This window comes from Streptomyces sp. NPDC088810 (assembly GCF_044750305.1).
Lineage (GTDB): Bacteria > Actinomycetota > Actinomycetes > Streptomycetales > Streptomycetaceae > Streptomyces.
Map to the genome: position 1 here is coordinate 360,469 of NZ_JBIVJQ010000007.1, position 25,889 is coordinate 386,357.

At 71.8% G+C, this 25,889-nt stretch carries 26 protein-coding genes and 5 tRNA genes; 22 read left to right on the forward strand and 9 right to left on the reverse strand.

Features of this window, described 5'->3' with window-relative positions:
- The first annotated feature begins 14 nt into the window (after positions 1–14).
- The 13 genes from ACIP4Y_RS24050 to ACIP4Y_RS24110 all read left to right on the forward strand — a co-directional run bounded on the left by ACIP4Y_RS24050 (position 15) and on the right by ACIP4Y_RS24110 (position 10,235).
- Positions 15–731: a GntR family transcriptional regulator gene (locus ACIP4Y_RS24050; RefSeq protein ID WP_401396905.1), complete on the forward strand. Its 717-nt coding sequence runs from the start codon at positions 15–17 to the stop codon at positions 729–731.
- Between the two features lie 488 nt (positions 732–1,219).
- Positions 1,220–1,483, forward strand: a complete 264-nt coding sequence (locus ACIP4Y_RS24055) for a DUF6284 family protein (RefSeq protein ID WP_401396908.1) — start codon at positions 1,220–1,222, stop codon at positions 1,481–1,483.
- Complete coding sequence (locus ACIP4Y_RS24060) at positions 1,480–2,010, forward strand: hypothetical protein (RefSeq protein WP_401396911.1); 531 nt, start codon at positions 1,480–1,482, stop codon at positions 2,008–2,010. The genes ACIP4Y_RS24055 and ACIP4Y_RS24060 overlap by 4 nt, the downstream gene beginning before the upstream one ends.
- The gene (locus ACIP4Y_RS24065; protein WP_401396914.1) at positions 2,007–3,014 is read left to right on the forward strand and encodes a DUF2637 domain-containing protein; all 1,008 of its coding nucleotides are present in this window, start codon (positions 2,007–2,009) and stop codon (positions 3,012–3,014) included. Before ACIP4Y_RS24060 ends, ACIP4Y_RS24065 begins: the two co-directional genes overlap by 4 nt.
- A complete protein-coding gene (locus tag ACIP4Y_RS24070) occupies positions 3,014–3,385 on the forward strand; it encodes an RRQRL motif-containing zinc-binding protein (protein ID WP_401396917.1) in 372 nt (123 codons plus the stop codon). Before ACIP4Y_RS24065 ends, ACIP4Y_RS24070 begins: the two co-directional genes overlap by 1 nt.
- Positions 3,355–3,720, forward strand: a complete 366-nt coding sequence (locus ACIP4Y_RS24075; RefSeq protein WP_401396920.1) for a DUF6251 family protein — start codon at positions 3,355–3,357, stop codon at positions 3,718–3,720. Before ACIP4Y_RS24070 ends, ACIP4Y_RS24075 begins: the two co-directional genes overlap by 31 nt.
- Before the next feature lie 264 nt (positions 3,721–3,984).
- Positions 3,985–5,772, forward strand: coding sequence for a MarR family transcriptional regulator (locus ACIP4Y_RS24080; protein WP_401396923.1), 1,788 nt, complete (start codon positions 3,985–3,987; stop codon positions 5,770–5,772).
- Positions 5,773–5,866: 94 nt separating this feature from the next.
- A complete protein-coding gene (locus tag ACIP4Y_RS24085) occupies positions 5,867–6,808 on the forward strand; it encodes a bifunctional DNA primase/polymerase (RefSeq protein ID WP_401396926.1) in 942 nt (313 codons plus the stop codon).
- Positions 6,805–7,218, forward strand: coding sequence for a hypothetical protein (locus ACIP4Y_RS24090; RefSeq protein WP_401396929.1), 414 nt, complete (start codon positions 6,805–6,807; stop codon positions 7,216–7,218). The genes ACIP4Y_RS24085 and ACIP4Y_RS24090 overlap by 4 nt, the downstream gene beginning before the upstream one ends.
- Positions 7,215–8,357, forward strand: coding sequence for a DUF3631 domain-containing protein (locus ACIP4Y_RS24095; RefSeq protein WP_401396932.1), 1,143 nt, complete (start codon positions 7,215–7,217; stop codon positions 8,355–8,357). The genes ACIP4Y_RS24090 and ACIP4Y_RS24095 overlap by 4 nt, the downstream gene beginning before the upstream one ends.
- Positions 8,358–8,524: 167 nt before the next feature.
- Positions 8,525–8,722, forward strand: a complete 198-nt coding sequence (locus ACIP4Y_RS24100) for a helix-turn-helix domain-containing protein (RefSeq protein ID WP_401396935.1) — start codon at positions 8,525–8,527, stop codon at positions 8,720–8,722.
- Positions 8,722–9,924: a tyrosine recombinase XerC gene (gene xerC / locus ACIP4Y_RS24105; protein ID WP_401396938.1), complete on the forward strand. Its 1,203-nt coding sequence runs from the start codon at positions 8,722–8,724 to the stop codon at positions 9,922–9,924. The genes ACIP4Y_RS24100 and xerC overlap by 1 nt, the downstream gene beginning before the upstream one ends.
- A 110-nt stretch (positions 9,925–10,034) precedes the next feature.
- The gene (locus ACIP4Y_RS24110; protein ID WP_401397067.1) at positions 10,035–10,235 is read left to right on the forward strand and encodes a DUF1918 domain-containing protein; all 201 of its coding nucleotides are present in this window, start codon (positions 10,035–10,037) and stop codon (positions 10,233–10,235) included.
- 96 nt (positions 10,236–10,331) lie between these two features.
- Here ACIP4Y_RS24110 and ACIP4Y_RS24115 read toward each other — a convergent pair.
- The 4 genes from ACIP4Y_RS24115 to ACIP4Y_RS24130 form a co-directional block, all read right to left on the reverse strand.
- Positions 10,332–10,405 (reverse strand) — tRNA-Phe (locus tag ACIP4Y_RS24115).
- Positions 10,406–10,429: 24 nt separating this feature from the next.
- Positions 10,430–10,504: transfer RNA gene (locus tag ACIP4Y_RS24120), tRNA-Asp, on the reverse strand.
- 36 nt (positions 10,505–10,540) lie between these two features.
- Positions 10,541–10,613: transfer RNA gene (locus ACIP4Y_RS24125), tRNA-Glu, on the reverse strand.
- Positions 10,614–10,693: 80 nt separating this feature from the next.
- Positions 10,694–12,241 carry a metallophosphoesterase gene (locus tag ACIP4Y_RS24130; RefSeq protein ID WP_401396941.1) on the reverse strand — a complete coding sequence of 516 codons (1,548 nt, stop codon included), beginning with the start codon at positions 12,239–12,241 and terminating at the stop codon, positions 10,694–10,696.
- Between the two features lie 60 nt (positions 12,242–12,301).
- Here ACIP4Y_RS24130 and ACIP4Y_RS24135 point away from each other — a divergent pair, with 60 nt between their 5' ends.
- The 5 genes from ACIP4Y_RS24135 to ACIP4Y_RS24155 all read left to right on the forward strand — a co-directional run bounded on the left by ACIP4Y_RS24135 (position 12,302) and on the right by ACIP4Y_RS24155 (position 17,480).
- Positions 12,302–12,652 carry a metallopeptidase family protein gene (locus tag ACIP4Y_RS24135; protein WP_030348836.1) on the forward strand — a complete coding sequence of 117 codons (351 nt, stop codon included), beginning with the start codon at positions 12,302–12,304 and terminating at the stop codon, positions 12,650–12,652.
- Positions 12,653–12,762: 110 nt separating this feature from the next.
- Positions 12,763–13,275, forward strand: coding sequence for a hypothetical protein (locus ACIP4Y_RS24140; RefSeq protein ID WP_401396945.1), 513 nt, complete (start codon positions 12,763–12,765; stop codon positions 13,273–13,275).
- Positions 13,276–13,490: 215 nt separating this feature from the next.
- Positions 13,491–15,674, forward strand: a complete 2,184-nt coding sequence (locus ACIP4Y_RS24145) for a DEAD/DEAH box helicase (RefSeq protein ID WP_401396948.1) — start codon at positions 13,491–13,493, stop codon at positions 15,672–15,674.
- 128 nt (positions 15,675–15,802) lie between these two features.
- Positions 15,803–17,308 (forward strand): amino acid permease, encoded by a 1,506-nt coding sequence (locus tag ACIP4Y_RS24150; RefSeq protein WP_401396951.1) that lies wholly within the window; start codon positions 15,803–15,805, stop codon positions 17,306–17,308.
- Between the two features lie 99 nt (positions 17,309–17,407).
- Positions 17,408–17,480: transfer RNA gene (locus ACIP4Y_RS24155), tRNA-Lys, on the forward strand.
- A gap of 16 nt (positions 17,481–17,496) precedes the next feature.
- On the opposite strand, the gene ACIP4Y_RS24160 is transcribed toward ACIP4Y_RS24155, so the two are convergent.
- Both ACIP4Y_RS24160 and ACIP4Y_RS24165 read right to left on the reverse strand, forming a co-directional pair.
- On the reverse strand, positions 17,497–18,096 hold the full coding sequence (locus tag ACIP4Y_RS24160) for a TetR/AcrR family transcriptional regulator (protein ID WP_401396954.1): 600 nt from the start codon (positions 18,094–18,096) through the stop codon (positions 17,497–17,499).
- A 95-nt stretch (positions 18,097–18,191) separates the two neighbouring features.
- Positions 18,192–18,878 carry a TetR/AcrR family transcriptional regulator gene (locus ACIP4Y_RS24165; protein WP_401396957.1) on the reverse strand — a complete coding sequence of 229 codons (687 nt, stop codon included), beginning with the start codon at positions 18,876–18,878 and terminating at the stop codon, positions 18,192–18,194.
- Between the two features lie 141 nt (positions 18,879–19,019).
- On the opposite strand from ACIP4Y_RS24165, the gene ACIP4Y_RS24170 reads away from it, so the two are divergent.
- Both ACIP4Y_RS24170 and ACIP4Y_RS24175 read left to right on the forward strand, forming a co-directional pair.
- Complete coding sequence (locus tag ACIP4Y_RS24170; protein ID WP_401396960.1) at positions 19,020–19,652, forward strand: NADPH-dependent FMN reductase; 633 nt, start codon at positions 19,020–19,022, stop codon at positions 19,650–19,652.
- A 10-nt stretch (positions 19,653–19,662) separates the two neighbouring features.
- Entirely contained in the window at positions 19,663–21,087 is a 1,425-nt protein-coding gene (locus ACIP4Y_RS24175; RefSeq protein ID WP_401396963.1) for a DHA2 family efflux MFS transporter permease subunit, read from the forward strand.
- Positions 21,088–21,739: 652 nt separating this feature from the next.
- Here ACIP4Y_RS24175 and ribA read toward each other — a convergent pair.
- Complete coding sequence (gene ribA / locus ACIP4Y_RS24180; protein ID WP_401396966.1) at positions 21,740–22,366, reverse strand: GTP cyclohydrolase II; 627 nt, start codon at positions 22,364–22,366, stop codon at positions 21,740–21,742.
- Between the two features lie 80 nt (positions 22,367–22,446).
- The gene (locus ACIP4Y_RS24185; RefSeq protein ID WP_401396969.1) at positions 22,447–22,959 is read right to left on the reverse strand and encodes a MarR family winged helix-turn-helix transcriptional regulator; all 513 of its coding nucleotides are present in this window, start codon (positions 22,957–22,959) and stop codon (positions 22,447–22,449) included.
- 95 nt (positions 22,960–23,054) lie between these two features.
- On the opposite strand from ACIP4Y_RS24185, the gene ACIP4Y_RS24190 reads away from it, so the two are divergent.
- A complete protein-coding gene (locus ACIP4Y_RS24190) occupies positions 23,055–24,185 on the forward strand; it encodes a dihydrofolate reductase family protein (RefSeq protein WP_401396972.1) in 1,131 nt (376 codons plus the stop codon).
- Positions 24,186–24,278: 93 nt separating this feature from the next.
- Here ACIP4Y_RS24190 and ACIP4Y_RS24195 read toward each other — a convergent pair.
- Positions 24,279–24,352 (reverse strand) — tRNA-Met (locus ACIP4Y_RS24195).
- Positions 24,353–24,476: 124 nt separating this feature from the next.
- Between ACIP4Y_RS24195 and ACIP4Y_RS24200 the strand changes: the two genes are divergently transcribed.
- Positions 24,477–25,655 (forward strand): PP2C family protein-serine/threonine phosphatase, encoded by a 1,179-nt coding sequence (locus ACIP4Y_RS24200; protein ID WP_401396975.1) that lies wholly within the window; start codon positions 24,477–24,479, stop codon positions 25,653–25,655.
- Positions 25,656–25,889: the final 234 nt, after the last annotated feature.

Below are 25,889 nucleotides of genomic sequence, written 5' to 3' on the forward strand. Positions count from 1 at the left end.
GAGTAGGGGAAGCCATGGCAGTTCTGAAGTACGAAGAGATCGCCGAGTCTCTGCGCGTCCGCATCGCTGCTGGTGAGTTCCCTCCTGGGGCCACCATCCCCTCGGGCCGTGACCTGGCCGAACAGTGGGGCGTGTCACGCGCAACCGCCATCAAGGCTGTGGACGTGCTGCGGAATGACGGCGTAGTCGTCGCCAAGCAGGGCACCGGCTTCGTTGTCACGGAAACTCCCGTCGCACGACCCGCCGGCGCTCGGCGTGCGGGGTCGGCACGGATCCTGGGTGGCATGCCCTTCCTGCGCGTAGGGACGCCGGATTGGGCCGAGCCTCCGTCAAGGGTCGCCGTCGCGCTGGGGCTCCCCCCTGGAGTGCAGGCCCTTCGGCGGATTCGGGTCCTCCAACTTCAAGACGGGACCCCGAATAGCTGCGTGGAGGCATGGTTCCCTCCGGAGATCGCAGAGGCTGCACCTCGCCTCGCTGACACTGCCCCGATCGCCGAAGGTACGACGCGCTACGTTCGTCGCCAGACAGGCCGATTCCCGGTCGAGGGCGTGGACGTCACAACGGTGCGCCTCGCCACGGATGTGGAGGCCGAGCGACTGGGTGTTCCGACGGGAACGGCCGTCGCCGTCCTGCTTCATACGGCATACGACGAGCAGGGGCGCCCTCTGGTTTGTGAGGAGGGTGTGACGCCCTCATCGCTCTTCGAGCAGATCGACACCTATGCGATGTAGTCGTTCGCTTGTGTGTCGCTAGCTGGACCGGTCCGCCGGTCCAGCTTTTTTGATGGCACTACACATCCACCACCTGCGCATTTTCTGCGGCCGGTCGATCGACTCGTTCCCCCCTGCTTGACTGGACCGGTCCACCGGTCCACTCTGTTCCTGCGGCGCCGTCCTTCCCTGGCAGGGCGAGACGGTTGCGCTGGTTCGGGATAGCTCTGTCGCCACGAGGGGCCCCGCCGCTGGTCGTCGCTTGAGAACTGCATACGTGGGCCCCGTCTCCCCGAGTCGAAAAGACGGATCGCGCGGAGGACAGGATCCGTGCACCCCAGCCCCTCGCGGCGCCTCTATGCGCTGCGGCCGGTTGCCTCCGTCGCTCGTCTCGTACGAGCGGCGCCGAGGGGAGCCGGAGATCCCGACTCCAACGGCGTGCGGCCCCGGTGCGGGAACACCGGGGCCGCTGTTCGGGCCGTTGCCACCTGCTAGGGAGAACACGACCCATGGACCACATCGTGACTGTTCAGGACGCTGTTACCGCGTTCGAGCCGTGGCTGGAGCCCACGGACGCGGAGCTGGACGCCATCGACGCGGAGATGCCCGTCATCCGCGCGGAGATGGAGTTGCTGGACGCGCACATCATCGTCATCGACCGGACGCCGTGCGAGCTGGACGAGCGGCGCATCCGCCGGGCCCGCCGACGCGTGCTCGCCGCGCACCGCGACCACGTCAACGGCGTGTCCGGGCAGACGGGCGGTGCCGCGTGATCCGCATCGTCACCCGCGCTTGCATAGAGCAGCTTGAGCACGACTCCCGTGCCGCCTGTGAGCTGGCCCGGCAGACCAGCGGGGCCGCGAACGAGGCGTTCGGCCGGCACGTGCGTGAGCTGTACGCCGCCACCGACCGCGCTGAACGGGCCGAGGCGACCACGGCCGAGGTGGGCACGCTCCTGGCGCGTGCGGTGGAGGAGCTGTCCGCCGCGCAGCAGGAGATGTTGCTGAAGGACATCGAGATCCGCCGGCTTCGTCAGGAGCTGGAGGGTGAGTCGATGGAGGGGCGGACGCTGACGGTGCTGCTGCACTACGGCGCCCCCCACACGATCTACGCCACCCGCGAGGACGCGTACGCCGACACCGTCACCCACGGAGTCCCCGCCGGCGCGTGGGTGCCCGCTGATGAACGCCCGGTCAGTGAGGTCGCGTGGCGCTGTGAGGCGTTCATCTTCCACGCCGCGTCCAACGGCTTCCGCCGCGCGTTCGTGCCCGCTCCGAGGTCGGTCCGGGAGGCGGCGTGAACAGCGTTCAGACCCGTTCAGCGGAGCGCGCCCTGTCGTCCGGCACGTGGCTGATCGTGTGCGGGGCGATGCTCTATTCCATCCTCACCGTGACGCCGCTGATGGCCGAGCACACGGCCAAGGAGTGGACGTGGACGGCGCCGATCCTGCCGCTCGTGGTGGACGCCGCCGTGGTCATCGTGGTCAAGCTCGATGACGTGCTGGCCCGTCTGGGCGGGGACGGCGGACGCTGGCCCCTCACCCTGCGGTGGATGACCGGCCTGATGACCCTGGCGCTCAACACAGCCGACTCCGCACTGAGAAAAGACCTGGTCGGCGTCGCCGTCCACGCGGTGGCGCCGCTGCTGCTGATCGTCACGGCGGAGACCAGCCTGGCCTACCGGCGGGCCATCGCCGCCGCCGTGGCAGCCCTGGAAGCCGAGCAGAAAGCCGAGCGGGATCGGCGTGAGCAGGCGGCCCGCGAGCGTGCCGCGCAGGCCCGCGAAGAGGCCCGTGAGGAGCGCGAGCACGCCGCGCAGTTGGCGCGTGAACAGCGTGAGCACGAAGCCCGTCTGGCCCGTGAGCAGGCTGAGCGGGAGGAGCGGCAACGGCGCGAGGAGCGCGCGACCCGCGAGCGGGCGGAGGCTGCCGAGCGGGAGATCCGTGAACGCCGTGAACGCGAGCGTGAACAGCGTGAACAGGAGCGGCTACGGCTCGAACAGCAGGCCCGCCAGCGGGCCGAAGCCGAGCGGCGTGAGCGCGCCGAGCAGGCGGAGCGTGAACGCCGTGAGCGCGAGGAGCGTGCGGCCCGTGAACGCGCCGCGCTGCTGGAGCGCGGCCCGGCTGAGGGCAAGCTGCCGGAGGACGAGGCGCGCCGGATCGTGGCCGCCGCGTTCGCTGCGGGTTTGTCGGTGAGGCAGGCTGCGGAGCTGTGCGGCTGGTCGGTCGGCTGGGTCTCCCACCGCTACGCCGAGCACCGGGACCCCACCGGTGCCCGCGCTGAACTCGCGATCGCGGGTCAGTGATGGAGACCCTGCCCGTCTACCGGTGGCGGCTCGCCCCGGACGGCTACGCCACCTACCGCCAGCTCCGCGCTCTCGGACTGCGTCCGGGTGGTCAGGATGTGGCGGCGCAGGTGGAGCGGCCCCGGCGCCGGCGGGGCCCGCTGGTCGCCTACCTCTACCGCATCGACCGCGCGAAGCCGGTGCGTCCGATGACCCCGGCGAAGTGGGCGGCTCTGGCCAAGGCCAACGCCGCCCGTCGCATCTGCCCCGAGTGCCGCCGCGACGCGGGATACGTCATCCCGCCCTCGCTCGGCATGTGCGCGACCTGCGCTTTCCCCGACAACGCCCCGGAGGGTGCGTCATGGAACAGCTCCCCGCACACCGCCCGCTGACCGTCGTTCAGCTCCCGGACGGCAGCCATGTCTACGCCGACCCCGCCGCCCTGCCCGCGCAGCAGCCCGCCGGGCCGCAGGTGGTGCACATCCATCAGGCGCCGCCGGACCGCACGGTGCAGCGCGTCGCGCTCGGCTCCGGTGTCGGTGCCGGCGCGGTCGCCGCCGGCGTCTACTTCGGCCCGCTGCTCGTCGGCGTGCTCACCGCCATCGCCGCGAACCTGGCGATGCTCGCCTTCATCGCGCTCGTGCTCGGCTGGGCCGTGGTCACCGTCGTCCGCTCCATCTCCGAGGGCGGCAAGGGCACCGGTAAGCGCGGCCGGAAGGGCCGCTGAAACACGCCGAGGCCGTAGGCGGCCCGTAGGGCGCCTGAGCCCCCTTCCCTGTGGGGTTTTGACCCCCGGAAGCCTGTTCGGCCGCCACAGGCCCCGTAGCGACGCAGGGTGACGGAAGTTTCCGCCCTCGCGCGCGCACGCGTAGGGGCCGTCTCGGAAACCAGGAAACCGGAAACACGCTCACTCCGCGTAACACATGTGCGTGGTGACGGGCCGTCGCAGGGCCCGTCACCACCGACCCACTCATCCCGGAAAGAGGACTCCGTGAGCCACGGACAAGTCTGGCGTGCCCACCGTCAGTACGCCGCCACCGCCGCACGATGGACCGCCGACGTGTGGCGCAAGGAAGTCGACCGCCGCGCCGCGCTGCGCGCCCAGCGCAAGCCGCTCGTAGCCGACGCCCGCGCCGCCCTGGAACGGGCCCGCGCCGTCGACCCCGAGGGCGTCACCTCCCTGCCCCACCGTGCCGAACGCGAAGTGCGCACCGCCAAGCGACGCGTACCGGACCCGATGTGGCTGTTCGCCACCAAGACGACCGCCGCGCTCGGCATCGCCGGATACGTCTGGCTCCCGCAGGTGCCCACACGTGTGTGGGTGTGGTCGGCCGTCGCCCTCGTCGCCGCCGTCACGGCCCTGTCCGTGTGGGTGGCCGTGCGCGAGCGCGACACCACCGGCCTCAAGTCCACCGCCGAAGAGCGCGCGCTGCTGAAGCGTCTTCAGCCGCAGCACTGGAAGGAGCACGCCGAACAGCGCGGCCTGACGGGCACACTGACCGGCCGGCCGAAGCTGACCGATGCCGGGATCGTCGTCGCCGTCCGGCTCGACGGGACGTGGACGGCGACCAAGCTCCGCGCGGCCGAGGACCACATTCGAGCCCTGCTCGGCGCCCGCACGAGCCTGCGCATGCAGATCAAGGCGGGCAAGCAGGGCGGCTGGGCCGAACTCATCCTGCGCACCCGCTCGGCTGCCGACGGCGACGACCTGACGTGGACGCCCGAGCGGCGCTCGCTCGGCGTCGACACCGTCACCGGCGAGCAGGTCACCGTGCCGCTCGGAGAACGGCTGCTCATCGCCGGACGGTCCGGCGCGGGCAAGAGCGTGGCGTCCCGGCCGCTGCTGTACGACGCGTCCGAGGGCGCCACGAACGCGCTCGTCATCATCGACCTCAAGCGCGTGGAAGGCCGCCTGTGGGACCACCGAGCCCGCGTCGCCTCCACCCCGCGCGAAGTCATCGATGTGGTCGATGAACTGGAGACGGAGATGCTGGACCGACTCAGCATCCTGCCCAAGGGCCAGGACACCTGGACCCCCACCCCCGACCGGCCGCGCATCACGGTCGTCGTGGACGAGGGCGCCGAGGTCATGACGGCCGCCGACAAGGTCCCTTACGAGACCGAGACCGCCGACGGCAGGACCCGCACCATGACCCGGTCCGCTCTGCCGGGCCTGGAATCCATCGCCCGCATGGGCCGCGCCGCCTGCATCGACCTGTGGTGGATGACCCAAAAGCCCAGCATCAACGACGGCATCCCCAAGCAGATCGCCCCGCAGATCGGCGTCTCCATCTGCCTCGCCGTCCGCACCCCCGCCGAAGCCCGCGTCGTCCTCGGTGAGGACGCACAGGCCAAGGGCTGGAACGCCGACGAACTCCCCGTCCCCGGTGTCGCGCTGATCCGGGACGGCAAGCGCAAGCCCGACCCCGTCAAGGTCCGCTACATGGACAAGGCCGTCGTCATCGCCCTGCCCGACCGCACCCCGTGGTCCCGCACCGTCGCCCCCACGGTGGAAACCGCGGGCGCCCCGACGCTCACCCTCATCAAGAACACGACGCCGGACGAGCCCACCACGGACCGCGCAGTTGCCCGCGTCCTCAAGGCCATCGAGACCGCCGACGAACCGGTCCGCCAGAAGGACCTCGTCACCATCACGGGCCTGTCCAAGAGCGCCGTGTCCAAGGCCGTCAAAACCCTCACCACCGGCGGCACGGTCGTCCGCGCCCTGGACGGCCGACTGACCACCGCGCGCGGCGACGACGACACCGCCGCCGCCTGAACCACCACCCAAGACGACGGCGGCCCCCTTCCGCCAAGAACCGGGGCCGCCGCCTGTCCACCTGCCATCAACAGACCTGTGGAGGTCTCCCAGCATGACCCAACCCACCCTGATCCGGCGAGTGCCCACCCTCGGCCTGCCGGGCCTGGAACTGCTGGCGTGGGCGATCGAGGCGGGCGGACGCGGCTGGCGCGTCTTCCCGCTCCGCCCCGGCGACAAGCGGCCCGCCGGACACGCTGAGAAGTACTGCCCCGGCACCGGGCGCTGCGCCGGCGGGCACAAGACGCCCGAGCAGCGCGCCACGACGGACGTGGACCTGATCACCGCCGCCTGGGCCCACCACCCCTACAACGTCGGCATTGCCACCGGCCCCTCCGGGCTGCTGGTGGTCGACCTCGACATGCCGAAACCGCAAGAGCCGAAAGGAACGCCTGACGGCGTCGCCAACTTCTCTGCGCTCTGCGAGCGCGCCGGGCAGCCCGTCCCGGACACCTACCGGGTGCGGACTGCGCGCGGCGGCGAGCACCTGTACTTCACCCAACCCCCGGGCGAGCGGCTGCACTCCACCGCCGGACGACTCGCCAAGAAGATCGACACCCGGGGCTGGGGCGGGTACGTCGTCGCCGCTGGCAGCGTCACCCCCGACGGCCCGTACACGGTCCTGGACAACCGTGACCCCGCCCCACTGCCCGACTGGCTGCACAACGCCCTGAAACCCCGCCAGCGGCCCGCACAGGCCGTGCCGGAAGCGTCCGTACACGCGACCGGGTATGCCGCCGCAGCGCTGCGCAACGAGGCCCACAACGTCGCCACGGCCGCCGACGGCACCCGCAACGCCACCCTGCTGCGAGCCGCCCGCGCACTGGGGCGGCTGGTGGCGTCCGGCGACCTCACCCGCGCCGAGGTTGAGCAGGCTCTTAGTAGGGCGGCAGCGGGCAACGCCACCCAGTCCCAGCGCTACTACGACGACGTGATCACGCGAGGACTGGACTGGTCCATCGCCCACAACCCGACCGGACGGCGGGTGCCGGCATGACCAATCCCCCGCCTACTAAGAGCCTCACGCTCACCACCGCCGCACGGTCCGACGCCGAACCGACCGCACCCCGGCCGGCCGTGGGCGAGCTGAATGGCGCCGCCCGTCAGGGCGTCGTAACTGCCCTTCGTCCGAACCTGTCCCCGATGCGGCCGGGTGCCGACCCGACCCCGGACGCGCCCGGTATCCGGATCTTCGCCCCGCCGGTCTACCGACACCCTTACGACGGCGCCCGCTGGTCGATGCGGCACGCCGCGCTGCCCACCGCCGCCTACGCCTGCGCCTGCGGGCTGACCGGCACCGCCACCGGGCCCGACGGCGTCGCCGCGCTGGTCACCGAGTACGACGCCCACCGCTCCGCCTGCACCGGAACGCCCGCCCCGCCGTTGGAAGGGAGGCACGCCGCATGACCGCCATCGACGGCGCCGCGCTGCTCACCGAGGTGGAAGCCTTCCACCGCCGCTTCAACGTCTTCCCCACCGAGGCCGCATACGTCGCCGTGACGCTGTGGGACGCGCACGCGCACTTGCTCGACTGCTTCGACTCCACGCCTCGCATCGCCTTCCTCTCCCCCGAGCCGGGGTCCGGGAAGACGCGGGCGCTGGAGATCGTGGAAACCCTCGTGCCGCAACCCATGACGGCCGTCAACGCGTCCGCCGCCGCCCTGTTCCGGTCCGTCTCCGCAGGCAACGGCAAGCCCACCATCCTTTTCGATGAGATCGACACAGTCTTCGGGCCCAAGGCGGGGGACAACGAGGAACTGCGCGGATTCCTCAACGCCGGTCACCGCCGCACCGGGGTCACCTACCGGTGCATCGGGGACGGCGGGCAGCAGACCGTTCAGGCGTTCCCCTCGTACTGCGCGGTCGCGGTCGCAGGTCTCGGCTCGCTGCCCGACACGATCCTGAGCCGCTCCGTCATCATCCGCATGCGACGGCGGGCCAGGAACGAAAAGGTGGAGCCCTTCCGGGCCCGCATCCACGAAGCAGAGGGCCACAAGCTGCGTGACCGGCTCGCCGCGTGGGCCGAGCAGGCCCGCGGGTTCGTCATGGGAGCGTGGCCGGACATGCCGGACGGGGTGACCGACCGGCCGGCCGACGTGTGGGAACCCCTAATCGCCATCGCCGACGCCGCCGGCGGCCACTGGCCCGAGCGGGCCCGCGCCGCCTGCGTGACCCTGGTGACCGCCTCCAAGGCCAACGACAAGGGCAGCCTCGGTGTCCGGCTGCTGACCGACCTGCGCGACCACGTCCTGGTCGGCATCGACCGCCTGCCCACCATCGCCATCCTCGACCGGCTCAACGCCCTGGACGACGCACCGTGGGCCGACCTGCACGGCAAGCCGCTCGACAACCGGCGCCTGTCACGGATGCTCGCGGAGTACGTGACGGCCCACAACGAGCCCATCACCTCCCGCAACATCAAGACCGCCGGGAGCGTCCTCAAGGGCTACTACGCCACCGATCTCGCGGACGCCTGGGCCCGCTACTGCCCCCCACCCCCGGAAAGTCCGCTACCTCCGCTACCCAGCACCGAAAACGCAGCCTGACCAGCACAAACGGGGTAGCGGCAAGCACCGCCGCTAGCCGCTACCCCGCCGCTACCGCTACCCCTTCCCGCTACCTCGAACAGGCCCTTGACCTGCGCGGTAGCGGAGGTAGCGGAAGTAGCGGCCCTCAGAAGACCCCCGAAGGACTGCCCCGGAGGAGTCACCGCATGAGCACCGCTTTGCCCCCGACCCACGAGGCGCTCACGGTTCCCGAAGTCATGGCCGCGCTGCGGCTGAGCCGCTTCAAGGTCTACGACCTCATGAGGTCCAAGCAGCTCCCGAGCTTCACCATCGGCCGCGCCCGACGGGTGCCCGCCGATGCGCTCCACACCTACATCCAGAACCGGCTGGGAGACGACAACTAATGGCCAAACGCGCCAACGGCGAAGGCAGCATCACCATCCGCAAGGACGGCACGTACCACGGCCGCGTATACGTGACTACGACCAGCGGCATCCGTAAGCGCGTCTCGGTCTACGGCAAGACCCGTGACGAGGTGCGGCGGAAGATCACCGAACTCCAAGCGCAGGAGAACCAGGGCATCCCGGTGCCCGACACGAACATGAGCCTGGGGGACTACCTGACCTACTGGCTCGCCACTGTGGTCGAGGTCCACCGCCGCCCCAAGACCTACCAGGGCTACGAGAGCGTGGCTCGTGTCCACCTCATCCCTGGTCTCGGACGGAAGAAGATCCGCACGCTTCGGGCCGCCGAGGTCCGGACGTGGCTCGCCCGCGTCGCCGCTGAGTGCCAGTGCTGCAAGCACGGCTGGGACAAGGAGCGAGCCGAGCCGGAGTGCTGCGCGGCCGGCAAGTGCTGCAGGACGCTGCTGTCCCGGCGCATGGTGCAGTCCATCCATGCCGTCCTGCGCAACGCGCTGCAGAACGCCGTACGAGAGGAACTGATCGCGCGGAACGTCGCGCAGCTCGTCCAGGTCCCCACGCCTACCTACGACACCGGGAAGGGGCTCAGCGTCGCCGATGCCCGGCTGTTGCTCCGCGCGTCTGAGGGGGACCGCCTGCACGCCCTCTACGTGCTCGCCCTGGTCCTGGGTATGCGACGCGGTGAGCTGCTGGGCTTGCGTTGGGACGCGGTCGATCTGGACCGCGAGACGCTGACCATCGAGCGCGCGCTACAGCGTGTCGAGGGAGAGCTGCGGTTGGTCAAGCCGAAGACCAAGGCATCCGTCCGCACTGTGCCCCTGCCGCCCCTCATGGTGAAGGCGCTCGCCGAGCATCGCGAGCGGCAGGCGCAGGAGAGAGCCGCCGCCGGTATGGGGTGGAAGGAGCATGGGCTGGTGTTCACGTCCCGTATCGGCACCCCGTTGGAGCCGGACAACCTCCGGCGGAGCTGGGACCCGCTCCGCAAGCGGCTCGGTCTGGAGATCCGCTTTCACGATCTCCGACACTCGGCCGTCTCGCTTCTGCTCGACCTGGGTGTTCCGCCTCACATCGTCCAGCAGATCGTGGGTCACAGTGACATCGGGGTGACCATGAAGGTCTACGCCCACGCCTCCCTGGATGAGCAGCGGAAGGCGCTCCGGAAGCTTGGTGAGACCCTCACTTGATGCCTCACGCCCTTACAGGTGATCTTGCCTCAGAACCCATGACATCCACGGGGTGACCCCGTCACGCTGGGTGTGGGAGTGACCCACATCTCTACATGAGGGAGATCGGTATGCATGCCAGCAAAGGGGATCGGCTTATCGTCCACGGCCGCATTGCCGGACGGGAGGATCACGTCGTGGAGATCGTGGAAGTTCTTGGACCGAACGGGACACCGCCGTACCGCGTGAGGGCTGAGAACGGCCACGAGACGATCATGTCCCCAGGGCCTGACAGCGTCGTCGACCATCGCAAGGCTGGCGACCAGCTCTAGTTGCGACGTCGTTGGCGTACCGGTTGGCGTAGCCGACACGAAAACACCCCCACCGGAATATTCCAGTGGGGGTGTTTGCCCTGGTCAGGGCGGCTGTGGCTGGGGCCGGGGTCGAACCGGCGACCTTCCGCTTTTCAGGCGGACGCTCGTACCAACTGAGCTACCCAGCCACGGTGTTTCACGTGAAACACCAGCGGTCCTGACGGGATTTGAACCCGCGGCCTCCACCTTGACAGGGTGGCGAGCACTCCAAACTGCTCCACAGGACCAAGCGTGCGTGCAACAGTGTCGCACACGGTAATGCGTGCCCCCAACGGGATTCGAACCCGTGCTACCGCCTTGAAAGGGCGGCGTCCTAGGCCGCTAGACGATGAGGGCTATCGGCCCGCCTGGGCGCTTGTCAGCGCGTCGGGGACGTGAGAAGCATATGGGATGGTGCCGGGTATCGCCAAAACGGTTTACGGCGAGGTGGCGGGAGCGGTCGGCGAGGGGGAGCGCGAGGCACCGGGGCCGCCCGGTTGGTTATCGTCCGCCAGATGGCGACTGACCTCGGCCGTTGTCAGTCCCAGACCCCCCAGCTTGATCGCGTCCCACGCCTGCAGCCGGTGGCTGTCCCGGTCGAAGTAGAGGATCGAGGCCTCGATCGGGGCGGGGTACTTGCGCTCCACGGCACGCAGCCCGCTGCCGCCGGTCGATCCCTCCATGCGCAGCCGGGTGCCGTACGGCAGCAGCTCCGTCCCTTGGTGGTGCAGGTGCCCGCACAGCACCAGCGGCACCTCGCCGTCGGTCTCCCGCGCGGCGGACGGCTCGTGCGCGACCGCCACGTCCACCGGGGAGCCGGCCGTCCGCTGGTCGCGCAGGGCGCTGGCCAGCCGGTCGCCCGCCAGCTGCTCGGACGCCTCACCGCCGGGCACCGCCGAGCGGTCGGGGGTGAACTGCGGATCACCGATGCCCGCGAAGCGCAGGCCCGCCACCGTCCGGGCCCGGCCGTCGTCCAGGACGTGCACGTTCTTCATGCGCTCCAGGTAGCGCTGGGTGGTCCGCGAGTCATGGTTGCCGCGCACCCAGACGTACGGCACGCCCAGCTCCCGGATCGGGTCCAGGAAGCCGTTCTCCGCCGCCGTACCGTGGTCCATCGTGTCGCCGGAGTCGACGATCACGTTCACCTGGTACTGCTTCACCAGCGAGCCGATGATCTTCCAGCTGGCCGGGTTGAGGTGGATGTCCGACACGTGCAGGACCCGGATGGTGGAGGGGTCCGGCCGGTACGCCGGGAGCGTGGACGTGACGTCGTAGAGCTTCGTCACGTTCGTCACCAGGCGCGCCAACTCCTTCTGGTAGACGTCGAATTCCGTGACGATGCTGCGGGCGTTGCCCACCACGGACGGCGCCGAGCTGAGCAGCCCGGAGAACCTCGGCTCCAGGACCGACTTCGGGTTCCAGGTGGCGTACGCCGACGCGCCCGAGGCGGCCAGCAGGACCAGGGCCAGTCCGCCGGCGGCCAGCGCCCGGCGCGGGCGGCGGTAGACGGCGAGGCCCAGGGCCGTGGCCCCGGAGACCACGGCGACCGAGGACCGCACGGCCAGGTCCAGCGTGCCGTGCTCCACGTCCCGGGCGACCTCCTCCTGCAGGCCGGAGATCCGCTCCGGGTGGTCCACCAGCGCCTGCGAGCGCAGTGGATCCAGCTGGTCGACGTTCACGTCCAGCCGGACCGGGGCCACGTGACTGTCCAGGGTGAGCGCGCCCAGCGGCGACACGTTGATCTTCGTACCGCCGTTCAGGGAGGGGCGCAGCGCCATCGTCGTGTCCATCGGGCCGACCGGGGCCCGGACGTTGCCGACGACCAGCAGCCCCAGCCACGCACCGGCCAGGACGACCGCGGTGAGCCCGAGGGCGCGCAGCCAGGGCCGGGGGCGGGCGGCGAGTTCGAGGGCGGGCAGCGGACGGGCGCGGTTCGGGGTCCGGTTCAGCAGGGTGCGCAGGGCTGCGAGGGGGACGCGGGCCATTGGTCCCGTATGCCCGGACGCAACGGTGCCTATGCGGCACCGTTACCGGACAATGGCCCTGTGCTGGAGATGACGCGCGAGGAGTTCGAGGAACTGGTCGCCGAGGCGCTCGACCGGATCCCGCCGGAGCTGACACGGCTGATGGACAACGTCGCGGTGTTCGTCGAGGACGAACCGCCCGCCGACGATCCCGAGCTGCTCGGGCTCTACGAGGGGACGCCGCTGACCGACCGGGGCGAGTGGTACGCGGGCGTCCTGCCGGACCGGATCACCGTCTACCGGGGGCCGACGCTCAGGATGTGCGAGAGCCGCGAGGACGTGGTCGCCGAGACCGAGGTGACCGTCGTGCACGAGATCGCCCACCACTTCGGCATCGACGACGCCCGGCTGCATGCCCTCGGGTACGGATGACCGGGTGCGGGGGTGCGGGCCGGGGGTGATGCGGGCGGGGCGCGTGTCCTCTTGCGGGCGGCGGGAGTTGGGGAGGTTGACTTCTTTCCTTGTCCCCGGAGGTGGCCGCCGTGCGCCCCTTGTACGTACCCGTCCGTCTCGCCGCCGCGGTCCTGGCCGTCACCGCCGCCGCGGGCTGCGTGAACGTGGGTGACGACGCGGGCCGGGTCCGGCCCTCCCACCCGGCGGGGCAGCGCGGCGGCGAGGCCCCCGACGGCGGCCCGGTGGACGGCGTGGGCGGCCTCGCCCGGGAGGAGGGCGGGGCGGGGGACGGCAAACACGGGCACGGCGGCAAGGCGAAGAAGGGGGAGTCGGCCTCGGCGTCGGCGACCCCGTCGGCCGCGCGCAGCGTCTCGCACGCACCGGCCGAGCCGGGCCGGACCGTCCAGCCCGGGGACACGGAGCCGACCAAGGCCCAGCCGACGCCTCCCGTGACCTCCGCCCCGCCCGAGCCGCCGGCCTCCACCCCGCCGCCGCCCGTCTCGGACCCGCCGTCGGCCGAGCCGTCCTCGTCGGCGCACGAGGAGGCCGGGCCGCAGCTGGCGCAGCGGGAGCCGGCGCCCCGGGCGGGGGTGCCCGCGTAGGGCGTGACCAGCGTCTCCATGGGCCGGTTTGCCTTCAGGGGTGAGAGGTGCGTATGGTGGTAGATCGTTTGATCCCATTTGCCCGGCGCCACCACAGAGCGCGCCGTGTGGCGCGTACTCTCCTTTGCCGTGGCGGACCGCATTGAGGCGGTCGTGAGCGAAACACGGAGTTGACGGGCGCGTGCCGAAGAGACTCCGGAAGGTTTCGCATTCGCATGTCCGTGTCCAGTACTGACCAGATCGTCGTGTCCGAGAACGACAACGAGCTCGAGAACGAACTCGTCGACGTGACGACCGAGGTCACCGAGGCCCCCGAGGCCGCTGACACCACCCCCCAGTCCCCCCAGATCACCTTCGCCGACCTCGGCCTCCCCGAGGGCATCGTGCGCAAGCTCGCGCAGAACGGCGTGACGACCCCCTTCCCGATCCAGGCCGCGACCATCCCGGACGCCCTGGCCGGCAAGGACATCCTCGGCCGTGGCCGCACCGGCTCCGGCAAGACCCTCTCCTTCGGCCTGCCGACCCTGGCCCAGCTGGCCGGCGGCCGGACGCAGAAGCACAAGCCCCGCGCGGTCATCCTCACCCCGACCCGCGAGCTGGCCATGCAGGTCGCCGACGCCCTCCAGCCGTACGGCGACGTCCTCGGCCTGAAGATGAAGGTCGTCTGCGGCGGCACCTCCATGGGCAACCAGATCTACGCCCTGGAGCGCGGTGTCGACATCCTCGTCGCCACCCCCGGCCGTCTGCGCGACATCATCAACCGCGGCGCCTGCTCCCTGGAGGACGTGCAGATCGCCGTCCTGGACGAGGCCGACCAGATGTCCGACCTGGGCTTCCTGCCCGAGGTCACCGAGCTGCTCGACCAGGTGCCGGCCGGCGGCCAGCGCATGCTCTTCTCCGCCACGATGGAGAACGAGATCAAGACCCTGGTCGACCGCTACCTGAACGAGCCCGTCCTGCACGAGGTGGACGCGGCCCAGGGCGCGGTGACGACCATGTCGCACCACATCCTCATCGTGAAGCCCAAGGACAAGGCGCCGGTCACCGCCGCGATCGCCTCCCGCAAGGGACGCACGATCATCTTCGTCCGCACCCAGCTGGGCGCCGACCGCGTCGCCGAGCAGCTGCGCGAGGCCGGCGTGAAGTCCGACGCGCTGCACGGCGGCATGACCCAGGGCGCGCGTACCCGCACCCTGGCCGACTTCAAGGACGGTTACGTCAACGTCCTGGTCGCCACCGACGTCGCCGCGCGCGGCATCCACGTCGACGGCATCGACCTGGTCCTGAACGTGGACCCGGCCGGCGACCACAAGGACTACCTGCACCGCGCCGGCCGTACCGCCCGTGCGGGCCGTACCGGCACGGTCGTCTCGCTGTCCCTGCCGCACCAGCGGCGCCAGATCTTCCGCCTGATGGAGGACGCCGGCGTCGACGCGGCCCGCCACATCATCCAGGGCGGCGCCGCCTTCGACCCGGAGGTCGCCGAGATCACCGGCGCCCGCTCGATGACCGAGGTCCAGGCCGAGTCCGCCGCCAACGCCGCCCAGCAGGCCGAGCGCGAGGTCGCCCAGCTCACCAAGCAGCTGGAGCGCGCCCAGCGCCGCGCGACCGAGCTGCGCGAGGAGGCCGACCGGCTGGTCGCCCGGGTCGCCCGCGAGCGTGGCGACGACCCGGAGGCCGCGGTGGCCGAGGCCCAGGCGACGGCGGCGGAGCAGCTCGCCGTGGCCGAGGAGCCGGCGGAGCGCGAGACCGAGCGCGAGGAGCGTCCGGCGGCTTCGGCGCCGTACGAGCGCCGGGAGCGGCGCGGCTTCGAGCGCCGCGACGACCGCCGTGACGACCGGGGTGGCCGTGGCTTCGAGCGCCGTGACGACCGCGGCGACCGGGGCGAGCGTCGTCCGTTCGACCGGGACCGTGGGTTCGAGCGTCGTGACGACCGTCGCGACGACCGTGGTGGCCGTGGTTTCGAGCGTCGTGACGACCGTCGCGACGACCGTGGTGGCCGTGGTTTCGAGCGTCGTGACGACCGCCGTGACGACCGTGGTGGCCGTGGTTTCGAGCGTCGTGACGACCGCCGTGACGACCGGGGTGGCCGTGGCTTCGAGCGCCGTGACGACCGCGGCGAGCGGGGCGAGCGGGGCGACCGGGGCGAGCGCCGTCCGTTCGACCGTGACCGCGGTGGCCGTTCCTTCGAGCGCCGTGACGACCGTGGCGGCTTCCGCCGGGACGAGCGCAGCGGCCACCGGGGCAGCGACCGCCCGTTCAACCGCGACCGCCGCGACGACCGCCCGGGCTTCCGGTCCGGCGGCCACGAGCGCCCCTTCGGCCGACGTGACGACCACCGCGGCAACGGCTCCTTCGGCCGCCGCGAGGACAAGCCGCGCTGGAAGCGCAACGGCTGACGCCGAGTGAGGCAGTGAGGCAAGGGCCCGTACGACACCGTTCGTACGGGCCCTTCCGCATGCCCGGGGCCGGTTTCCGGTCACCGAGTGACGCATGTCACGCCCCCGTGGAGGGAATTGCTGGGGGCATGACAGATGACGCGGGAGCGGCCGGACCGTCGGACGAGGAACGGCTGGCCCAGCTCGGCTACACCCAGGTCCTCGCCCGCCGGATGTCGGCGTTCTCGAACTACGCCGTCTCCTTCACGATCATCTCGGTGCTGTCCGGCTGTCTGACCCTCTACCTCTTCGGCATGACCACGGGCGGCCCCGCCGTGATCACCTGGGGCTGGGTCGCGGTCGGCCTGATGACCCTGTTCGTCGGCCTGTCGATGGCCGAGATCTGCTCGGCCTACCCGACCTCGGCCGGCCTGTACTTCTGGGCCCACCGCCTGGCGCCGCCGCGTTCGGCGGCGGCCTGGGCGTGGTTCACCGGCTGGTTCAACGTGCTGGGCCAGGTGGCGGTGACCGCGGGCATCGACTTCGGCGCGGCCTCCTTCCTGGGCGCCTACCTGAACCTCCAGTTCGGCTTCGAGGTGACCCCTGGCCGCACGGTGGCGCTGTTCGCCGCGATCCTCATCCTGCACGGCCTGCTGAACACCTTCGGCGTGCGGATCGTCGCCTTCCTGAACAGCGTGAGCGTGTGGTGGCACGTCCTCGGGGTCGCCGTGATCGTCGCCGCGCTCGCCCTCGTCCCCGACCACCACCAGTCGGCGTCCTTCGTCTTCACGCACTTCGTCGACAAGACCGGCTGGGGCAGCGGCCCGTACGTGGTGCTGCTGGGTCTGCTGATGGCCCAGTACACCTTCACCGGCTACGACGCCTCCGCCCACATGACCGAGGAGACCCACGACGCGGCCACCGCGGGCCCGAAGGGCATCGTCCGCTCCATCTGGACCTCCTGGATCGCCGGCTTCGTCCTGCTCCTCGGCTTCACCTTCGCCATCCAGTCGTACGACAGGGAACTCGCGTCCCCCACCGGCGCCCCGCCCGCCCAGATCCTCCTGGACGCCCTCGGCGCCACGGCCGGCAAGCTCCTGCTGCTGGTGGTGATCGGCGCCCAGCTCTTCTGCGGCATGGCCTCCGTGACCGCCAACAGCCGCATGATCTACGCCTTTTCCCGGGACGGCGCGCTGCCCTTCTCCCGCGTCTGGCACACGGTCAGCCCCCGCACCCGCACCCCCGTGGCGGCGGTCTGGCTGGCCGCGCTGGGCGCGCTGGCCCTGGGCCTGCCGTACCTGATCAACACGACGGCCTACGCGGCGGTGACGTCCATCGCGGTCATCGGCCTCTACATCGCGTACGTCATCCCGACCTACCTCCGCGTCCGCAAAGGCACCGCGTTCACCCCCGGCCCCTGGCACCTGGGCAGGTGGTCCGGTGCCGTCGGGATCGTCTCGGTGACCTGGGTCGTGCTGATCACGGTCCTCTTCATGCTTCCCCAGGTCTCCCCGGTCACCGGGAAGACGTTCAACTACGCCCCGGTGGCCGTTCTGGTCGTCCTCGGCTTCGCCACGACCTGGTGGCTGGCCTCGGCCCGCCACTGGTTCCTCACCCGGCGCCCGGCCCCGGCCCCCATCCCGGCCGAAAAGTAACCATCCCCCCGATCCCGCCACCCCCGACGCGGCCGTGTCGCCGATACCCGATCGGCGACACGGCCGCGTCCGGCTATGCTCGGACAGGCACCATCGCACGGGCCGTTAGCTCAATTGGCAGAGCAGGGGACTTTTAATCCCTTGGTTGTGGGTTCGAGTCCCACACGGCCTACCGAAGAGGCCCCAGGTCAGCGCGCGCTCGACCTGGGGTCTTCCGCTGTCACGATGCGCTCCACCGCCGCCGTCACCAGGGCGTCCCGTTCCGGTCCGGTGAGGACGTCGGGCAGGGTCAGCTGTTCGACGATGAGCCAGTTCAGGGCCAGGTAGAGGAGTTTGACGGCCGTGGCGTCCCCGGGCAGGCCGCTGGACTCGTGGTAGGCGATGTTGGCGGCGAGGTCGGCGCGGACGCGTTCGGTGAGGATCGCGCGCAGTTCCGGCCGGCGGGTGGCTTCCAGGCGCAGTTCCAGCAGGGCGAGGTAGCCGGTGCGGAAGGAGGCGACACGGCCGACGAGTTCGCGCATCAGCTGGGCGTAGGTCTCCCGGTCCCGGGCGGCGGTCCGGTGCCGTTCCAGGGTCGTCTCGTCGGGCTGGAGCCGCTCGTAGACGCGGGCGCCGGCCTGGGTCAGCAGGTCGTCGCGGCTGCTGAAGTAGTTGGACGCCGTGCCGGTGGGTACGGCGGCCTCGGCGTCCACCGCCCGGAAGGTCAGCCCCCGCGCGCCCTCCCGGGCCAGCACCTCGATCGCCGCGTCGACGAGTGCCGCGCGCCGCTGGTCGTTGCGTCTCACCATGGGTCTCGGCTCCGGGTGCGGTGGGATCGGGACATCACTCCGGGCAGAGTACTGCGTGCGCAGTGGTGCGCAGTGGTGCGCGGCGGGTGCGCGGGCTAGGGCGCCCGGTACGCCCGCAGGAAGGCGCTCACCCCGCCCCTGAGCAGGCGGTCCGTCTCCGGTTCCGGCAGGGGGAAGACGCCGTAGTGGGTGGCCTGGACGATCCGGTGCGAGATCAGGGCCGTGAAGTGGCCCGCCGCCAGGGCCGCGTCACCGTGCAGGTCCAGCAGGCCGGCGTCCTCCAGGTGGGCCATCGCCTGGGTGAGGGCGCGGCCGACCGGTTCCGGACCGGCCTCGTGCCAGGCCTTGAGGACCTCGGGCGGTACGTGGTCGGCCTCCGCGTGGATGTGCCGGACCAGGGCGAAGTGGTTGGCGTAGTCGGCCATGAGCCCGTGGAAGCCGCGGGCCAGGGAGACCAGGTCGCGTTCCAGGTCATCGGGGTGCGGCGGGCGCTCCGGGTCGAGTACGGCGTGCAGGCGCGCGAGTTGGGCGTCCCGGACGTCGCTCGACGTCCAGGTCACCACCGTCTGGAAGAGCTGTGCCTTGCCGCCGGGGAAGTGGTTGTAGAGCGTGCGGGTGGAGACGCCGGCGGCGGCGGCGAGCGCGTCGACGGAGGCGCGGGCGTAGCCCTCGCGGCCGAAGACCGTGCAGGCCGCGCTCGCGATGGCCATCTGCTTCTGCAGCTTGCGCGGTGACACCTCGCGCTGCGCCTGCTCCAGCCGGGACTCGTTCGTCTGGCCCACGCTCGCCTCCTTCGTGACCAGCCCACTCTAACCGACTTACAACGCCCGTTGTAATTTCTACAACGATCGTTGTACTTTGCTGTCCGGGGCGGTCGCCGTGAACGGCCGCCCGGCATCGACTTCACTCACAGGGGGACAGCCGTGTCCGTTTCCGATTCCGCTTCCGGTGCCCGTGCCGCCGAGGACCGTCCGCTCCGTGTCGCCGTCATCGTCGGCAGCGTGCGCGAGGGACGCCTGGGGCCGGCCGTCACCGACTGGTTCCTGACCACCGCCGCCGCCCTCGACCCGGGCCTCGACCTCGACGTCGTCGACCTCGCCGAGGTGGACCTGCCGCTGGTGCTGCCCGGCTGGGGCGGCACGCCGGACCCCGAGACCGTCGCCGCGCTGCGGGAGGTCTCGCCGCGGCTCGCCGCCGCCGACGCGTTCGTGGTCGTCACGCCCGAGTACAACCACAGCTTCCCGGCGGTGCTGAAGAACCTCGTCGACTGGCACCTGCGCGAATGGCAGGCCAAGCCGGTGGGCTTCGTGTCGTACGGCGGTCTCGGCGGCGGCCTGCGCGCGGTCGAGCAGCTCCGGCTGGTCTTCGCCGAGCTGCACGCCGTGACCGTGCGCGACTCGGTCAGCCTGCACGGCCCCTGGTCCGGGCTCGGCGAGGACGGCGTGCCGCGCGACGCCGAGGTGTGCACCGGCGCCGCCAAGGGCATGCTCGGCCAGCTCACCTGGTGGGCCCGGGCCCTGCGCGCCGCCCGCGCCGAGCGTCCCTACGCGGCCTGAGGGGCGACCGGTGACCGCCTCACCCTCCGCGCCGGACGTGGCCTCGGCCCCGCCCTCCGCCCCCACCTCGTCCACCGCCCTGTACCGGGTCGTCACCGTCGTGGTCCTCGGCACCGTGATGGCCGTGCTCGACATGACGATCGTGAACGTCGCGATGCGGCGGCTCTCGGAGTCGTTCGGGGCGCCGTTGCAGACCATCCAGTGGACCGCGACGGCGTACACGCTGGCGCTGGCCGCGGTCATTCCGACGGCCGGCTGGGCGATGGCCCGGATCGGCGCGAAGCGGACGTACGTGACGGCGCTGGTGCTGTTCACACTGGGCTCGCTGCTCGCCGCCTGCGCCTGGGACGCGGGCAGTCTGATCGCGTTCCGCGCGGTGCAGGGGCTGGGCGGCGGGCTGTTGCAGCCGGTCGGCATGGCGATGGGCATGCGAGTCGCGGACCGGGCCCGGCTCGGCCGGGCGATGGGTCTGCTCGGGCTGCCGATCCTGGTCGGGCCGGTCGCCGGCCCGGTGCTCGGCGGCTGGCTGGTGGACTCCGCGTCCTGGCACTGGATCTTCCTGATCAACCTGCCGGTCGGCGCCCTGGCCCTGGTCCTCGCGGCGCGCCTGCTGCCGAAGGACGCCCCGGACGCCCGCGGCCAGGAGCCGCCCCGGCTGGACGTGCCCGGCCTGCTGATGCTCTCGCCCGGCCTGGCCCTGCTCCTGTACGGCCTCGCCCGCGGCGGCGAACGCGGTGACTTCACGACCCCCGGCACGCTGGTGCCGACCCTCGCCGGTGCCGTGCTCGCGGCGGCCTTCGTACGGCGGGCGCTCACCGTCCGCGCCCCGCTGCTGGACCTGCGGCTGCTGCGGGACCGTACCTTCGCCGCCGGCATCGGCACGCTCGCCCTGTTCACCTGCGGCTACTTCGGCTCGATGCTGCTCGGCCCGCTGTACTGGCAGCAGGAGCGGGGCGTGACCGCGACGGCGGCCGGGCTGCTCGGGGCGCCGGTCGGGCTGACGGTCGGTGCGACGATGCAGATCGCCGCCCGGCGGATCGACAGGACCGTCCCGCGCCGGCTGATCACGGCCGGCTGCGCGGTGTCCGCGCTCGGCATGGCCCTGCTGGCCTGGCAGACCGGTACGGCCGGGGTCGCGCCCTGGCGGATCGTCGCCGCGGGCATGGTGATGGGATTCGGGTCCGGGATGACGCTGATGCCGACCATGACCACCGCGACCCGGGGCCTGCCCCCGGACCGGCTGGCCGGCGCGAGCACCGCGCTCAGCATCAACGCCCAGCTGGCCGCGTCGGTCGGCACGGCCCTGCTGTCGGTGCTGCTGGGCGCGGCGGGCCAGACCCCGTCCGGCTTCCGCCTCACCTACGCGGTCACGGCGACCCTCCTGGCCCTCGCAACCCTCCCGGCCCTCCGCCTCCCGGCCCACCGCCAGTCCTGAGCCCCGCCTCACCACCGGGGCTGTCTCGGGATCCGCCGCGCGACTTGCTGCCCTGGTCCGCCGTTCGGGGGCGCTGCCCCGGCCCACCGCCAGAGCTGATCGCTGGGCTCGCCACCGGGGCCGGGTCCCCGGCTCGCCGTCAGAGGGTTGATCCTTGGGCTCGCCGTCAGGGGGGCTGTCGTGGGCTCCGCCGTCAGGCGCCCTGCCCCGGCCTGCCGCCAGGATTGATCGCTCGGCTCCCCGCCGGGGGCCGGGTCCCCGCTCGTGGTCAGAGGGTTGATCCTTGGGCTCGCCGTCAGGGGGAGTCGTCAGTTCGCCGCCGGGGCTGTCTTGTGATTTGCCCTCAGGGCCGCTGCCCCGGTCCGCCTCCAGAGTTGAGCGCTGGGCTAGCAGCCGGGGCTGGGTCCCCGCTCGGTCCGAGGCTGATCCTTCGGCTCGCCGTCAGGGGGGCCTCCGCTCGCCGCCGGGGCTGTCTCTGGGTCCGCCGTTCAGGGGCGCTGCCCCGGCCCACCGCCAAAGCTGATCGCTGGGCTCGCCACCGGGGCCGGGTCCCCGGCTCGCCGTCAGAGGGCTGGTCCCCCGGCCCCCTCCGGGCTGAGTCCCCGGGCCGCCACCGACTCCCTGTCCCGTCGGCCGGCCCGGGTGTCGAGCCCTAGCCCGCCGTCAGGTCTGCCAGGGGCAGTGTGTGCTGGGTCTGGAGGACCTTTGCGCGGAGGTAGCGGACGTTGTGGGCCGTGGGGAAGACGCCGGTCGGCACCCGGTCCCGGACCGCGAGGCCCAGCGAGCGCAGTTGTCCGGCCTTGTCGGGGTTGTTGGACAGCAGGTCCAGCTCGGTGACGCCGAGGGCGGTGAGCATCTGCGCGGCGGCCGTGTAGTCGCGGGCGTCCTCCGGGAGGCCGAGGGCGGCGTTCGCCTCGTAGGTGTCGAGCCCCTGGTCCTGCAGGGCGTACGCGTCGAGCTTGTTGTAGAGGCCGATGCCGCGGCCCTCCTGCCGGAGGTAGAGCAGGACCCCGCCGCGGCCGGCGATGCGCTCGACCGCCTCCCGCAGCTGCGGGCCGCAGTCGCAGCGGGCCGAGCCGAAGACGTCACCGGTCAGGCACTCGGAGTGCAGCCGCACCAGCGGCACCGGGCCGGGGTCGCCGAGGACGAGGGCGAGGTGCTCCCGGCCGTCGGTGAGGCCGTGGAAGGTGACGAGTTCCGCGTCGGCGCCGTAACCGTCGGCGAAGCGCAGCGGTACCCGGACGCGGGCGCGCTGGGTGGCGGCGGGGATGTCGGGCATGCGGGTCCCTCCGGGGAGTTGCTTCAGATTTGAAGCAGTGCTTCGCAGGGACCCTACCGCTGCTTAAAAGTTAAAGCAATCTACGGCGAGCAGGACGAACGGCGCCGCCACGGGACGTCCCCGCCCCCGGACGCGGCGTCCTCGCCCTGCAGCCCGCGCGCGATCCCCGTACAGATCTCCTCCAGCTGTCCCACCTGCTCCGGTGTGAGCCGGTCGAACAGCGCGGTACGCACCGTCTCGACGTGCCCGGGTGCCGTACGCTCCAACACGGCCATCCCCTCCTCCGTCAGTACCGCGAGCGAGCTGCGCCTGTCCCAGCGGCAGCTCTCCCGGCGCACCAGGCCGTCCCGCTCCAGCCGGGTCACCACGTACGTCAGCCGGCTGCGCGTGATCTTCAGCGTCTCGGCCAGGTCGGTCATGCGCAGTCGCCGGTCGGGGGCCTCGGAGAGATTGGCCAGCACCGTGTAGAACAGGTGCGGCATGCCGCCCTCCTGCTGGAGCTGCCGGTCGATCGCGTCCTCCAGGAGGCGGGAGGCGGCGGTGTAGGCGCGCCAGGCGCGCTGTTCCTCCGGGGTGAGCCAGCGGGTCGTCATGCCGCCAGTGTAGGTTTGTTTCAAACTTGAACCAAGCCGTACAGCCGACCGACAAGCCCTGCCGACCCCCCGCCTCCGGAAAAGAGAGCGCGCCGATGCCCCTGCCGTACGTGCTGCTGTCCGCCGCCGTCTCCCTCGACGGCTACCTGGACGACACCGGCCCCGAGCGGCTCCTGCTGTCCGGCCCGGCCGACTTCGACCGGGTCGACGCGGTACGGGCCTCCGTCGACGCCATCCTCGTCGGCGCCGGCACGATCCGCGCCGACAACCCCCGCCTGCTGGTCAACTCCGCCGAGCGGCGCGCCGCCCGCACGGCGGCGGGTGGGCCGGAGTACCCGCTGAAGGTCACCGTCACCGCCACCGGCGACCTCGACCCGGCCGCACACTTCTGGCACACCGGCGGCGAGAAGCTCGTCTACACCACCGACCGGGGCGCCGAACGGGCCGCCCGCCTCCTCGGGCGCACCGCCGACGTCGTCCCGCTCGGCCCCGCGCTGGACTGGCGGGCCCTGCTGGAGCACCTGCACGACGTGCGCGGGGTCGGACGCCTGATGGTCGAGGGCGGCGGCACGGTCCACACCCAGCTCCTCCAGCAGGGCCTCGCCGACGAGCTCCAGCTCGTCCTCGCCCCGCTGTTCGTCGGCGATCCCGCGGCGCCCCGCATGTTCGGGCCGGGGACCTACCAGCGGGGACGGCTGCGCCTGCTCGACACCCGCCGGATCGAGGACGTCGTGCTCATGCGGTACGTGCCGACGGCCCCCGGCACCGGCCCGCTGCCCACCGCCGCGGACCGCCACTGGCTGCGCACCGCCTGCGAGCTGGCCGCGCAGTGCCCGCCCTCGGAGACGGCGTTCAGTGTCGGTGCGGTGGTGGTGGCCGCCGACGGTACGGAGCTGGCGCGCGGGTATTCGCGTGAGGGAGCCGATCCTGTGGTGCACGCGGAGGAGGCGGCGCTCGCGAAGATCGATCCGGCCGATCCGCGGGTGGCTGCCGCGACCGTGTACAGCAGCCTGGAGCCCTGCGCCCGGCGTGCGTCCCGGCCGGCGCCCTGTGCGGAGCTGATTCTGCGGGCGGGGGTGCGGAGGGTCGTCACCGCGTGGCGTGAACCCGACACGTTCGTCCACGCGGCCGACGGGACGGGGGTTCTCGTCGCCGGGGGTGCGCAGGTCGTCGTGCTTCCCGAACTGGCGGAACTCGCCAAGGCGCCGAACGCTCACTTGCTGTGAGCGCCGGCCCGTCCGCCGTGGGCTGCACGGTGGACGGGTACCGGAAACACTCAGGGCCCGGAATCCAGTGGATTCCGGGCCCTGAGTCTTCAGTAGCGGGGACAGGATTTGAACCTGCGACCTCTGGGTTATGAGCCCAGCGAGCTACCGAGCTGCTCCACCCCGCGTCGTTGTGACTCCAGTGTACGCCATGCGCGGGACCACTCGCACACCCCTTTCGGTCCACCGGGGTCGCCCGGTGTCCCGGGGCCCGGAAACCTGGAGGCACGTCGGACATGTGGGAGACACGCGGTGCGCCCTGGAAAGGTGGAGGAGAGCCCGTACGCCAGGGCGGGAGACCGGCTCCCCGGCGATCCCGTGCCCGACCCGGGGCTCGGTGCCGAGCCCGCGCCGGCGCGTGTCCGCCGCCGCCCGGGATCAGGCTCGGCCCGTGCGCTGCCCGGGCTCCTCGTCGTCTGCGGGGTCCTGTACGGCCTGCTCACCCCGGAGGACTTCACTCCGGTCCCTTTCTTCACCGCCGCCCCGCTGGCCGCCGCCCCCCTGTCCGCGCTGCGCACCACCGTCCTCACCGGCCTGGCGTCCCTCGCCGCCGCCTACGCCGTGCACACCGACGCCGGTGCCCACCCGACCGTGGGCACCGTCACCGACGTGGTCACCGTGGCCACGGTCGCCCTGCTGGCCGCCGTCATCAACCGGGTGGTCCGGCGCGGCGACCGGCAGCTCGCCTCCGCCCGGGAGATCGCCGAGGCCGCCCAGCGGGCCGTCCTGCCCGAGCCCGACGCACGGATCGGCGGCTTCGAGATCGCCGCCTGCTACGAGGCCGCACGCCAGGACGCGTTCATCGGCGGCGACCTGTACGCGGTGCAGGACAGCCCGCACGGCGTCCGGCTGGTCGTCGGGGACGTGCGCGGCAAGGGCATGGGCGCGGTGGCCGCCGTCGCCGTGGTGATCGGCGCGTTCCGGGAGGCGGCCGAGCAGGAGGCCACGCTGGAGCAGGTGGCCGAGCGGCTGGAGCGGGCGCTGGCCCGCGAGGGCACCCGGCGCGACGGGATCGACGCGTTCGAGGGGTTCACCACCGCGGTCCTCGCCGAGCTCCCGCACGGCGAGGGCCTCGTACGGATCGTCAACCGCGGCCACCCGCCGCCGCTGCTGCTGCACGCCGACGGCACCCTGCGCACCCTGACTCCCGCCGAACCCGCGCTGCCGCTCGGCATGGGCGACCTGGGCCTGTGGCCGGACCGGGCCACCGAGGCCTGCTTCCCGAGCGGCGCCACCCTGCTCTTCCACACCGACGGCCTCTCGGAGGCCCGGGACGCCCACGGCCGGTTCTACGACCCCGAGCGGCGGCTCGCCGGGCGCACCTTCCCGGGCCCGGCCGCACTGCTCGGCCGGCTCGCCGCGGAGGTGCGCCGGCACTGCGGCGGCGGCATGACCGACGACATGGCGCTGCTCGCCGTGCGGCGGCCCTGACGGTCGTCACCGAAGGTGACCGGGCGAGCGCGTACGCATAACATCTGAGTCGCCATCAAAACCCGAAGTGACTCCTGAACTCTTCCGAGGTCAGGTCAACTCGCCCGTTTTGGCGGGGTAGTGGGCGATAGCTGCACCGGCAAAAGCGTGAACGATCAAGCCGAACGGCTTGGAAAGTGACTGGCAAGTCTATTAACGTTCGATAACGCAGCGCGGTCGTCCCAGCCGTCACCA